Origin of the sequence: Gottfriedia sp. NPDC057948, from assembly GCF_042887255.1 — a bacterium.
GTDB lineage: Bacteria > Bacillota > Bacilli > Bacillales > Bacillaceae_G > Gottfriedia.
Window position 1 is genome coordinate 129,503 of record NZ_JBHVPN010000013.1, and the last position, 13,475, is coordinate 142,977.

At 31.0% G+C, this 13,475-nt stretch carries 8 protein-coding genes and 3 pseudogenes; 10 read left to right on the forward strand and 1 reads right to left on the reverse strand.

What is annotated here, in order from left to right; all coding sequences use genetic code 11:
• The first annotated feature begins 171 nt into the window (after positions 1-171).
• The 4 genes and pseudogenes from ACFVRR_RS17720 to ACFVRR_RS17735 all read left to right on the forward strand — a co-directional run bounded on the left by ACFVRR_RS17720 (position 172) and on the right by ACFVRR_RS17735 (position 4,272).
• A complete protein-coding gene (locus tag ACFVRR_RS17720; protein ID WP_387331262.1) occupies positions 172-810 on the forward strand; it encodes a hypothetical protein in 639 nt (212 codons plus the stop codon).
• A gap of 311 nt (positions 811-1,121) precedes the next feature.
• A pseudogene (locus tag ACFVRR_RS17725) lies at positions 1,122-1,283 on the forward strand (helix-turn-helix domain-containing protein); the annotation flags it as partial.
• A gap of 220 nt (positions 1,284-1,503) precedes the next feature.
• The gene (locus ACFVRR_RS17730) at positions 1,504-3,285 is read left to right on the forward strand and encodes a DUF4365 domain-containing protein (RefSeq protein ID WP_387331264.1); all 1,782 of its coding nucleotides are present in this window, start codon (positions 1,504-1,506) and stop codon (positions 3,283-3,285) included.
• 714 nt (positions 3,286-3,999) lie between these two features.
• Positions 4,000-4,272: a hypothetical protein gene (locus tag ACFVRR_RS17735; protein ID WP_387331266.1), complete on the forward strand. Its 273-nt coding sequence runs from the start codon at positions 4,000-4,002 to the stop codon at positions 4,270-4,272.
• Positions 4,273-4,934: 662 nt separating this feature from the next.
• On the opposite strand, the gene ACFVRR_RS17740 is transcribed toward ACFVRR_RS17735, so the two are convergent.
• On the reverse strand, positions 4,935-5,786 hold the full coding sequence (locus ACFVRR_RS17740; RefSeq protein ID WP_387331268.1) for a bacteriophage abortive infection AbiH family protein: 852 nt from the start codon (positions 5,784-5,786) through the stop codon (positions 4,935-4,937).
• A gap of 102 nt (positions 5,787-5,888) precedes the next feature.
• Between ACFVRR_RS17740 and ACFVRR_RS17745 the strand changes: the two are divergent.
• From ACFVRR_RS17745 to ACFVRR_RS17770, 6 genes and pseudogenes are all read left to right on the forward strand, one after another.
• Positions 5,889-6,140 (forward strand): annotated as a pseudogene (locus tag ACFVRR_RS17745) (helix-turn-helix transcriptional regulator); the annotation flags it as partial.
• A gap of 500 nt (positions 6,141-6,640) precedes the next feature.
• A complete protein-coding gene (locus ACFVRR_RS17750) occupies positions 6,641-8,014 on the forward strand; it encodes an AAA family ATPase (protein WP_387331270.1) in 1,374 nt (457 codons plus the stop codon).
• Positions 8,015-8,016: 2 nt separating this feature from the next.
• On the forward strand, positions 8,017-9,090 hold the full coding sequence (locus ACFVRR_RS17755) for an HNH endonuclease family protein (protein ID WP_387331272.1): 1,074 nt from the start codon (positions 8,017-8,019) through the stop codon (positions 9,088-9,090).
• A 1,212-nt stretch (positions 9,091-10,302) separates the two neighbouring features.
• Complete coding sequence (locus ACFVRR_RS17760) at positions 10,303-11,139, forward strand: hypothetical protein (RefSeq protein ID WP_387331274.1); 837 nt, start codon at positions 10,303-10,305, stop codon at positions 11,137-11,139.
• A gap of 1,267 nt (positions 11,140-12,406) precedes the next feature.
• Positions 12,407-12,788 (forward strand): annotated as a pseudogene (locus ACFVRR_RS17765) (sugar-binding domain-containing protein).
• 4 nt (positions 12,789-12,792) lie between these two features.
• Positions 12,793-13,475, forward strand: a 683-nt coding sequence (locus ACFVRR_RS17770) for an FGGY family carbohydrate kinase (RefSeq protein WP_387331276.1), incomplete at its 3' end; no start/stop codon positions are given.

A 13,475-nucleotide genomic window follows, 5' to 3' on the forward strand; every position in this document is an offset into this window, starting at 1 on the left:
CCAACAATATACTACCCAAAACAAGGCCTTCACCTGAGTGAAAGGCTTTAATAATTGAACGGTGAATGGTGAGAACAGGGGCAATTAGAGCTGGAACATAAAAAAGAAGCTGCTTCAAGTGTAGAAAATAAAAAGAAGTTGTGAGAATTTTGGAAATAGGGGAAGAAATTAATGATCGAAGTAATAACAAGGGGAAATTTAAAGGAAGCTGTAAAAGAATCTGTACAAGAAATTATAAAAGATGATAAACTGCAAGCGCAAAATTTAAATAATCAAACGATTAGTAGTTTTTTTGACGTTTTAGTATGGTGCAGTTTTGGGGCAGGTGTTCTTATAACTATTTATGGGGTTGCTATTACTATAAATGGTGGAACATTTAAAGGCTGGGAAAAATTCGAAAAAGTTTCTAATATATCAGCATGTTTTTGTACATTTTTTGGTGCAATATTTATGATTATATATTTTCTTCATTCTAAGCAGTGGTGGCATCCAATCACATTGATACTAATGGCACTTGTAGCAATCTCTATATTGGGGATGGTACTGCCGAAGGTTTTTCCTCATAAGTTAGAACAATGGAAATCTAAAAGTTCGGATGAAGAAAATAAACAAGTAGTTCAATTTTCAAAAGAAGATATTCAAGAATCAAAAAAACATATTATCGATTTAGAAGAAGAAATTAATGATATAGAAGAATCTCTTAAAATTTTAAAAGAAGTAGCTGGAGTCAAAGAAAAAAAAGAATGGTACGTATCGGCTTATATTTTTGCAGGGCTAACTATAGTTTCATTTGCAGTGACATTGCTATAATAAAGTTTTTTATCTGTAAGGATGAAAATAGGATAGTTAGACAAAAAACAGGGAGTCCGATTGAAGTGCACCCCCAAAGTTAGACACAGTCTAACTTTTGGAGGTGCATTTTTTATGACTAAATTTACAAATGATCAGAAATTAATGGCCGTATAACGTTACTTAGAAGGGAACGAGGCTCAAAAAGAGATTTCAGATTCTATCGGAGTAGACTATTCTGTATTTCAAACATGGTTACAAAAGTATAGGTATCATGGTGAAAGAGCTTTTCAAAAAAGCTATACCTATATAATTTTCAGTTTAAACTAGATGTACTTAACTATATGAACGAACAAGGAACATCAATCAGAGAAACAGCTGCAATTTTTAACATTTCTGCACCTTCTACTCTTTTTCAGTGGAAAAGGCAGTTTTATTTAAAACTTATTCAACTACCATGGGAGTATGATATAAACTTCCTTTTACTGTTGTGAATCTGAGGATTCATGGATGGCTAACGCATGCATATGTTGTATAAAAAATCGGCCGAATAGTCGATTTTTTTATTGTCCTAAATGGAAGTATAGTTCAATAAAGAATGATATATTACTTATAATATATAATAAATTTGTTCAGGCAGGTTTATGTGAAAGGGTAGTAATAAGAAAATTTAAAAGAGATTTTGATTTCAAATAGATCGTTTGGAGGTAGTAGATGAAAACAAGAAAATCCCCCATCTCAAATTCTAAATTAGAAGTAATTAGTGTACATGCTATAATTAGTGAAGCACTTAAATTTGATCTAAGAGCTGATATTCCTATTGGCGATAAAGGTATTTCGTTTGACGGGAAAATAGATGTTTTTTTAGATGATTCTGAAAAAAAAGAGTCATTAAAGGGTCATGTACCAGTTCAAGTAAAAGGTACTTATACCCCAAAATTTACTGAAGGTAATCGTACTTTCCCTGTAGAGATTGCGGATTTACAAAATTATTATAATTCAAATGGTGTAGTATACTTTGTAGTTGAAATTAATCGAAGTCGAGAAGCTAAAGTATACTTTAAACAATTACTTCCAACTGAATTAAGATACTTACTTAATGAATATGGAAATCAAGGCAAACGAAACATTGTACTACGTCCTTTAAACGAAACTACTTTGTATAGAGTTTGTAGTTTATTCCTAGATGAATCTAAGAAACAACCAAGAGTCATACTAGAAAACAATTCATTTAACCCTGAACAGTTCGATTCATTTAAATTTACTAGCTTAACTTTTAATCCCGCAAATAGAGAAACTAGTTATATATATGAACATGACTTTACTATGTATGGTGTCATGGGTACATTGACTATTCCTATAGGCATTGCACGAGTAACTTCAGAAATGCAATCTTATGAGGAAACAATAATAATCAATGGTAATGAAATTAAGACTAATATTGAAATAACAAAAGAACCTGAACAAGTTTCCGTGCTTATAGAAAACTCTATCGAATTAATAATATTGGAAAATGGAAAATTTAAATTTAAAATTGATAAATTTATTTCAGTTTCTACACAATTGAAAGTCCTCCCAATATTAAAAGCTATCTTATTAGGAGAAAAAATACATTTTTTTGAACTTCGGGCAGTAATCGAAGATGGTAAAATAAAGGATAAAAATTGGGTAAATAGAATTGATGAACTATATAAACTTTTTATTAACCTTCAAAAAGTCTATAAGATGTTAGACGTAGAAGATTCACTTGTATTTATGGATGAACAAAATTTAATAGATAATATTGAGGTGTTTACAGATTTAGTATTAAAGAAAGATTTTAGTAAATTAAACTTTAATGATAAAATTCTTGGTTTTATTGGGTATGAGTTAGGTGGGAATTATTTTAACTTCTTCTATGATCCTTCAGATAAATCATTAATCGATGGTTATAGTAAAGATATTTTAAATATAGATACACAAATTCAGGTTGATAATGTCATGTACCCGTATAGTATATTTGCGAAACTAAGCGTTCATAGTCTAGCCAATAGCGAAAATATTAATTTTGATGTTATAACAGAAAGTTTTAAACATTTCGATCCATTTATTAATGAAAATATATTCGGGAATACTAATCATTTTTGTTTAATGTGTTTGAGTGCGTATGACTTAACTCAAAAGAAAGAATTGCTTATGCTTGCTAATTTTATTTTACAACATTATAAGTCAGGTTTAAGTAAGGAAAGCGAACAGATACTACTTATAAATAAGTTGCAAGTTAGTATTAGATTAGATGGTACTCTTACAGAACAAGATAAAGATAGATTAATAGAAATGAAGTTATCTAATACAGGAAATTACAATCTTCAATTTTGTGCAAATGTATTATTAGGGAATAAAACAGAGGCAGATTGGTTTTTTAAACGGTTTGATCAATCTCAACAAAAAAATCTAATGGATTATCCAATATATACACTGTTTCAGAAACTAACTGAAAGTTTATCGGTGCTTTGATACTAAAGCGATAAAAATTCAAAAAAGGTAAACTAAAAATAAAACCTGTCATCACTGTAAATTATCTTTTCCACCCCCTCAAAACGCAAAAAAGCCCTTGAAGTTCCTGTTCGCTTCAAAATAAGTATAAGAACAAAAACTCAAGGGCTTAAGTAATAAGATCCTAATTGATATTTAAAAAACAGATGATGTAACTAAGTGCGCTATAAATTTGAAATTATTTATACACCTAGTGGTGCAAATTCAATTAAAGTAATAAAGAATTATTTGTAGAAAAGGATGTGACATTATGGGACATGGCTTTGTATTATCATGTGGATCCTGTGAATTTAAAAAAGAATTTTTTTTAGGGGCTTGGATGATAGATATTGCAGATAGTTTTATAAAAGGTTACCTTTAAGAAAAAGATTGTTAAGGGAAATTGATGGTAAAGAGATTATTGAAGAACAAACATTTGAAGAATTATTTGCATGTTAAAAAGGCTGTTCAATTCAAAATAAACTATACGTTAAAATTAAATTTTCTGATGGGATTTTCTATGAAGTACCTTACCAATGTTACAAATGTAAGAAACAATTGAATGTAGTTAGTGAAGAAGAATTACTCAAGTATGATTGTCCAAAATGTAAAAAAGGGAAATTGCAAAATGGTGGTTTTATTCTTTGGGATTGAATTTAGAATGGCTGTAATAAAAGTTAATAAGAGGTGACGATTATGGTTATTTCCTTTAAAAATCAAGAAAAAGCTTATGAAAACTGGTGTGAACAGAATATAAAGGGATTTGTATTTAACAATGCAGGAGGAAAAACAGGGAATGTACTGCATTTAGTTGGATGTCGTCATTTAACTGTTCCAACTCGTAAAGGGACATACACTACTAGATATATAAAATACTGTTCAGACAATTTAGAAGCAATTACTTTTAATGCGGATGAAATTAGTAAACCGTATAGTTGGAGACATTGTAAGGCTTGTTTTAAAAATTGACCTAATACATAAAGTGGATCAAATGAATTGTTAATATTTCCTAATATACGAGTAAAAGAAATTGGATATTATTAATAACTGAGTTGCAACTCCGGAGAATTATAGATTGATAGTAAAAAAAGATAGGCTACTTGTTAGTAGTCCCTTTTCTGTTAACAGGAAAAGTTAGTAAATGGTCTTCCGGAAGTTAATGAAAAATCACAAAAAATCTTGCTCAATAGAGCAAGATTACTAATTATATTCAATCACTCTATGCCTATTCTGGGAAACAAACTTTCCCATCCCAAATTTCAATTACATGCCACGATTCAGGATGTTAAACAATTAATAAATTCAGATTGGTTCTCTAAAAAACGCCTGGCGGAAAGAATTATTATAAATTATCAACTATAAAATAATTGTTGTTAGATAATTTTTTCTACTTATTTATAATTGGCTCTGTTAAATTTAAATGTTGATTTTTGAGCAAAAGAAAAAGACCACTAAAATGTGGTCTTAGCTTTTCTTTATATAACTAACGCGTGCATGTGCGGCCGAGCCTAGGTCGTATCATATAACGGGTGGGATTCCCGTCGAGTAAGAACTAGCCATTCACTAGTTGCAGTAAGTATTGAACATTCTAAAGGATATACCGTTAGAACTTTAAATGATTCGTGTTGTGATTAAACGCTGAAAGTGTCATAATTCCCTTGGAATCCACACTCTTCTAGTATCAACTTATAATCTTCTATACGCTCTGCATCGTAACTGTTAAATAACCAAGTGATACCACTAGTATCATTAAGATTATTGATTATTTCGCTTAAATAAATCTGGTCTACACCACTATAGGAAAACCCAAATGAGTATATTTTTTTTATTTGATGGTTCGGAAGATCTTCAAAAAAATAATAGTAGTCTTCTATTATTTTACCAGTGTTTTTCCTTAATTTTTCATGAATCATTTGCTCTTCTTCTGAGGAATTAGATCTGTAATCTGCTCCATGACCGAACTCTACCGGATCCCCAGCCTCTCCATGTATGTGAAATACAACATCTTCCGGAACTTTATAAATATCTTCTAAAGTCCTTGTGTAATTAAAAGTAAGGAATTGGTCACCTGTTATAATTAAAGAATTAAATGCTTGTTTTAGTTTAACCCCATCCATATTAATCTCATGAACCCAGCTATAAAATAGGTCCTTAAATACATCAGCGCGTGTTTCTAAGTTTTCTAACAAAATTTCTTGGTTCTTGTAATCGTTGTAACTTAGAAATGCATTATAATCTAATGTGCCTAACGTTTCTTCTAAATTAGACCATAATCCACCTTCGGTTTCATCTATTGCTTCGATTAGTAATCTAAAAATTTTGTCACTATCCTCAGATATATCTGTGTAGAAATCGAGTTCTTCTTCACTTATAGATAACAGATTAGGATTTTTAAGTAGTAAAAAGTTTTTGAAGTCTTCGTATGTCGTTTTTATACCGTGTGCTAAATCAAATCCATTTCCAATAATGAATAAATTGCTCATAATATTCCCCCTTATGTATATCAGTATATAATCTTTTTAATAAGCTTTTAACTAATTTCTGAAAATTGCTGCATAGTACAACTAATATATCTGTTGCAGGTAAAAATACCCGAAGCGGATGGAAATCGACATAGTTTTCGTGTAGTGGCTCCTTATGGACTTGTGCTTGTTAAAGGATCATGGATACTAATTGCACATTGTGATCTTCGTGAGGAAATTCGTCATTTTCGGTTGTCAAGGATGACCGGGCTTACCATTCTTGAAGACCGATTCAAGGTGCCAACCGAATTTAATTTGAATGATTACAAGCCACCGGATGAATGCAGCTTACTGATGTTCATAAAGCATATTAACAGTCTATAAACACTGGCAGTTTTCATAGATGGATTCTATTTGTTTAAAGAAGTTAAGTACTATCAAATATTAACTAGAAGGACAATTAGAATTGGTTAAAGGAAAACAATCCCTAAATTAGTACGATTTTAGAAACTAATAATTTCATATGGTGAATACTGTCCTTCATTTTCATCCAATAATTTGAGTATGAATATGCAAGAGGGGGGGATTTCCCACATTATTTTGACTTACATTAAAGGAAATAGTACATAGTAGGTCTATACACACGTCAAAATTTTTCAATGAGAGTAGTATTCAAAGAGTGCTGCTTTATTTCGTATTGCTATGGTATGATTTTCCTGGAGAATCACCCAAGAGTAGGGTATTTATGAAGTTTGCGTAAGGTAGAACTAATCTTAAATCCAATGAAACTATGAGTATTAGTAAAATAGAGGTGGTTTATATAATAAACTAAAAAGATTATGCCATTAAGTAATTTATAGGAGGAGGATTATTCAGTGTTTATACGTAAGATACAAATAGATTCATTTCGAAGTATTGGGGATTTGGAAATCAATTTCTCACAACCATCTCATAATTATTTTGAAGAATTAAACCTTTCTATATTAGTCGGTGAGAATGGAGTGGGCAAGAGTTCTATATTTCAATTGTTAACTAGTATATTTAGTCCTACACAATTTAAGAAAAGCATGGAGAGACCTATTTGTTCAGTAGAATATGAAATCAATGATGATTATGTATTATATGATTCAAGTGGGGCGTATCCTACGAAATATCCATCAAAGATGATTGTATCTTCGTTCTCTGCATTTGATCCTTATGATCAATGGTTAGCATATTCCCCAGGTGGTTGGGGGGATGCAGAAAGAGAAGAGATGGAAAATAATTCGAAATATATACTCCTCGGACCTAGTAATAGAGGATATTCGAGCCTTGATAATGTAATTGAAGCGATTATTAAATCACTTTTTATTACCTCAAATGAAAAAAAGAAACTCGATTGTTATTATGAACTTCTACATAAGATTAAGTATCGAAGAGCTATTGGATTAATAATTAATATTGATAAGCTTAGAGAAATACCTAGAATTATAAAAAATCCTAACTATAGACGCCCTCATAATATTAATATGGATAGGCTTGTTGAGTTATACGAAGAAATAAATGGAAGATTGAAAGAACTGAATAAAATTTGTCGTCATTTGTTTCCGAATTATCGGGGGCGTGGTTTTGCGATAGCCGTAGAACATTTTAGTCATGAACTATTTGAATTGTACAGAGAACTTTTAAGCCTCGACGCTATTGGACCTTTTATCAAAGACATCATTTTTGAAAGTGAAAGCGGAAATCCCGTATTATTATCTGAAATGAGTTCTGGTGAAATCACTATGCTATTTCGTTTTCTTCCGCTAGTAATGGAGATAGAGGATAATTCTATAATTTTAATTGATGAACCAGAAACACACTTACACCCACGGTGGACAAGGGAGTTTATATCATACTTGACATCACTGTTTAGTGATTATAAAGTACACGTTTTAATAGCTACGCACTCACCTGCAATTGCTTCCGATGTCCCTATGAAATGTATAGTTGGATTAAGGAATCAAGAAGGGCGTATACAGCAGTACAAACCAAAGGATAGAACACTTGGAGGTCATTCAAGTCAGATGTTACAGGATGTATTTGAATTAAAAGATTTATCCAGTCTTAGTGCATTAAAAATAATAAACCAAATAACAAAGTTGTTAGATCGACCACGACCTAATTCAAAACAAATAGATGAGGCACGACAATTATATAACGATTTAAGTACAACTACTGAAAAATATAGATTATACCAGAAGTATAAGAAGTTTTTAGGAGAGTAAAAATGTGGAAAATTGGCGTTTCAAGAGAATATCAAGTATACAAGTTTACAGATAAATTTGTAAAGGATCTATTACTTTGGGCAATTCGAAATAGGGGAATAAGTACTCATGATGAGATATTAAAAAGTCAAATGAGTGATAAATTGAGAGCGTTAGCAAGTTATAAAAAATACAAAAATAAATTCAAAGACTGTATGTTAGCACTTTCACGCTGTAAACGAATCGGCAGTGTTCTAAGTAGTTTTCATGTCTATTCTAAGAAATACCATTTAATTCTTCAAGGTAAAGTTAGACCACCAAAACTGCTTTCTGAGACAACGATAGATGAGATTGAAGGTGCTTTTGAATACCTTTATAAATCAATTTTGAATAGTAAATTTTTTTGGAAAGTATATAATCCTAATCAATTATATAAAAGTAGACAAGAGGTGAGAGAAGAACAAGGAAGAAATAAAGTATGTCCTTATTGTGATCAACAATATATAAGTGCTGATATTAAGAGTAATATGGACCATTTTTTACCGATATCCAATTTTCCATTTTTAAGTATACATTGGGCTAATCTTATTGTATCTTGCTCTATCTGTAATGGAATTTTAGTTAAGAATAAAAATTGGTATATACCAATTTTACATCCCTATTACGATCATATAGAAAACTTACTTTATTTTTCTTTTGATAGGAGTAAACAGCTTATCCAAGTCAATACTCGAACAAATTTACCTGGAGTTAGGAAAGGTAAAATACGAGGAGAAAATATGATATCTTTATTAAAGTATAATAAGGCTTATCAAGGGGTTTGGGAAGAAGTTGAAGATGAACGGAAATCACTGGAAGATGAAGTGGGTCGGTCTTATCAGGATTTTAAAGATGATTCGTTAAATGAAAAGAACTCCTATAAAATCCTAGAAACTGCAATTGGCAGAAGAGAAATATACCTTAAGGGAAAAAAAAGAAAAAAGACATTTATAAAATTGAAGTGCGACTATGGTAAAGAGTATTTGCATGAATATGGTAGAGAATACATCGAATGGTTACGTAGAGAGCAAAAAGAAATGTTATCACAAAGGGAATAAATTTTGAAAGTTATCACTTAGTCTGTCTGTAGTTGTAATTTCAGTAATATTAGAAAAGTTCTACTATATTAACCCACCTACTGTAAATAGTAGGAAACTGATTTCTGTTTTTTACCAATTTCATTGATGAACAGTAGATAAATATACATATAAAGATAAAAATATAGTCCCCATAGAAATACTAAGTTTTTAAATCATCAAAGTATATAATAAGAAGAAAGTTTTTTATTACATAATTATATTAGTATGATAATACTCATTTCATTATCACAGCTTTACATATTTTTATCACTACTTTATACTTGAAAAGTAAACATTACATAGTGAAGTAGTCTATTACTTTAGACAATGAATTTACGTGATAATTCTCAGTAGTTTGGTTTTCAGTCTTAACAACTGAAGCAGTAGTAGCAGACATCTCTGAGAAAAATGCTCCAGCAATGACATGGGTATGGGTGGAATGGGCGGCCCCAAAACCCTTGATATACAAGGTTTTTTAATAAGGGTAAAGAGCAATACTAACATTTTGCTAACATTTCTCGCCCGATTAGAGTCTTCTCATTAATTGAGCAAATTTATGAGAAGACTCTTTTTTCATTTCCTTTGTTACATGCAAGTTTAAGTAATCCAAATCCAATCCTTTATGAGCGGATGTTTGCAACAGTACTGCTAGCTCTTCCTTTACCGTATATTTAGGGATTTCTTGTTCTTCTAATTCCTCAATGGTAGTTTAACACTCACTTTGATAGCGGTGGAAATGATTTACCATGCGTAATTTTAGCACAGGTTTTTTCATTGTATTCAGTTTTGTCTGAGAACCCTGAGGCAGTAGGTGCTCCAATTGTTTTAGATGCAATTTTCCAGCAGGAACCAGCAAAAAATAAAATTAATACAATTTGGGATTTTGTATGAGATAATCAACCATCCGGTTCTCAATTGATTATTTCTACCACTGAAATGCATGATAGAAAAGTTCAGGCGAAGCTTATCCGATTAACTGAAGAAAAAGGTTTGCTAAATTCCAAGGATTTTTTAAAGGAAAAAGATAGAATTTTAGTATACAGAAATCAGTTGTTTGAATTTATGAAAAAAATATAATAAAAAATCTATAATTGTTTTCCCTTGATTCTTGCTAAATAAATGAAACACTTACTGATTTCAATCTTATAATTTACATAATCTAAATATGTTAATAAAGTGGGGGAGTAAAGTTTGTTTGAAATGAGTGACATCTCTGATATTTTATCTTTCTCTAATATTTTATCTTTAATTGCAATTATTGTTTCGGTTATTTCTGTTAGGGTTGCAAAAAATTCATTGGTCTTTAGCCAACGTTCAATGCTTATTAAAGAAAGTTATGAACCTATTTTAAATGATATTAAGCACAATCAGAAAATAAAATTTAATACTTCTAAGAAAATGAATTTTGATCAACTGCATCAAATAAGCACAAGTTATTTATTTTTAGCCTTCGAGGAAAAAGATCGAGAATTAATTCTTTTAATATTGGAACTTCAAAAAAATATAAACTCTTATAAAGAGAAGGTAAATAGATATGCTAGCACCGCTATTGCTATAGTGATTAATGCAGAACTTCAAGAAAGAAATATTAAAGAAGTTGTTTGTAACGTGCAAATAGGAAATAAAAATGGACCTTTAAATAATAATAAAGATGACAATTTATATGACCTTTTACTAAATAGTGATTTGAGTATTTGTTTAGAAACAAATACTCCCTATTTATGGTGTGATGTAGGTCAAAACTATACGGCGGTATCTCCAGAAGGCTTTGAATATGAAGGTTTTGATGTAAAACATCAAGTGACATTAACTTATATATTTGAAAAGTACTTTGAATTAAAACGCTCTTCCTATTACGATCTAGATTTTATTTCAGATTTTGCACCATATGAGAAAAAGATAATTATGGTATTAAAAGAAATGCCAGAGTATAAAAAGGCTGAAAAAGATTATGATAATTTATTAATTTATATGAATGAATTGGAAAGTAATATAATTAGTAAAATAAAAAAACTAATTATTCCATGATGTTATACTTGATATCTTCATGAGTAAAACTCATCAACATTTCAAGTATTGTTAATTACACTATACATATGGCGGCATGATGTAATCATTGCCCAAACCCCTTGATATATGAGGGTTTTTATGTAAGTGGGGAGCGAAATGCTAACATTTTTCTATCATTTATCTCCTAAAATTAGAGGTTTCTCATGAGTTGCGCAAACTTGTTGGAAGCCTCTTTTTTCATATTGCAAAGTAATGTAAGTAACTCTACAAAAAAGTCGAACTCTAAAATCAATGTAAAATCAAGTCTCCTAAAAGTAAAAGTGGGTGTATGTTAAAGTTATCATTAACTTATCCTTAAGTGAAAAAAGAAAATACGTATGCTATGGAAAAAATAAGACAATGGTCTAGGATTATGATAGTAATTTCCAAGCATATAAACATTGTTTTTTATGAATCCTACCAGCATCTCATGTGTTGCCACATACACTCTGCGCATGTGGATTGTATAACTGCGATTTAAAAGCGATGCAAACGGAATTTGCACCGCTTCTGTTATAAGAGACATAAAGTTAATTGCAAATCATTGACTCCTAACAACATGCTAACATTTTACTAACGAAGTCCAATAAAACGAAGTAAATTAGGGTTAAAGATATTACACATGATGCCTGAAGAATGCTAATTAGACGGGTCTTTCTTCTACCGTCGTTAAAAATGTTACATCTTAAAACTATATGGGCGGCATGATGTAAGACTTTTTTGCATAAATTTTGTGAAATAGTTAAAGATATTTTTGAGTTAATGTGAGAACTAGTCACGTTAATGAATTATTTCTAAAGAATAGACTACTTCCTAAAAAATAGGAGGTAGTCTTTTTATGCTGTTGAATTTTTGGTATAAAATTTTTTGGATGACAGACGTTTTAACAACACTACGGAGACAAACATTAAAAATTATCAAAGGTTACTTGGTGAATTTGTTAATATTGTATCGAAAATGAAGTTGTAAACGTTGAGGATATTAACTTACACCCAATTGAAACTCTCGCTAATTTTCAAGAATATGATTATATCACTAAGAGTAAAGTAAAAAGAGAAGCATTCTTTACTAAAGATAAAAATTTCTATCTGTATCAGTCATTTAGAATTTCAAGCCAACTACTGTATTCATACCATTAGTAATAATTCATTACTATCTCCATAATCGTCCACAAAAAGATGGTGGTTTGGTAAAGCTCCAGGATATACATGTAATTCCTGCTCCATTTTTAGCTTCAACCGAAGAAATGGCAGAAAAATTCTTATCTGAACCTTCAATAAAGGACATTCTCGAGCTGGCTAAATTCATAAAATATATCATTGTTGGTATTGGCGGTATATATCCCGATGCCACGATTATTCAGGAAGACTTTTATAATACATCAGAATGCAGTCGGCGATATTTTAGGTCAATTTTACGATCGAAATGGCAAATTTATTGATATGCCACACCATAAAAGATTAATCGGAACAGACTTGAAGAGTCTAAGAGCCTTAAATGTTATAGCCGTGGATGGTGGAGAGAAAAAAATTGATTCTATCTATGGAGCTTTAAAAGGAAAGTATATTACGACGTTAATAACAGATGAAGCTACATCTATTTCATTACTCAATATGGAGGTGAAATAAATTAATGGCGTATATTCTGGCATTTGATGCTGGTACCGGTAGTATTCGCGTTGTTTTGTTTGATCAATTAGGAAATCAAGTTGGGTTTTCACAAATAGAATGGAACCATTTATCAAATGAAAAGTATCCAGGATCTATGGATTTTGATTGGGAAACAAACTGGGCGCTAGTCGTTCAGTGTGTAAAGTCTGTTATTGAAGAAACAGGAGTTGACGCAAAAAATATAAAAGCGATAAGTGCCACGAGTATGAGGGAAGGAATTGTCCTTTATGATGAAACGGGTAAGGAGATTTGGGCTTGTGCAAATGTAGATGCTCGAGCTTCGGATGAAGTCAAAGCATTAAAGGAATTGGATCCTGAATTAGAATACAAGATTTATAGGTTATCAGGTCAAATGTTTGCATTAGGGGCACTGCCTAGGCTTTTGTGGATAAAAAATAATTTACCGGGGATTTATGAAAAAGCCACTTACATGACGATGATTAATGATTGGATTCTTTATAAATTGTCAGGGAAACTACAAGTGGATCCTTCAAATGGCTGTACTACAGGGATATTTGATATTGGGAAAAGGAATTGGGAAAGTGATGTTGTAAAAATGTGCGGACTAAAAAATAATTTATTTCCGCCGGTAAATGAAGCTGGTACCGTTATCGGTTACGTGACGGATGGAGTAGCAGCGTATAC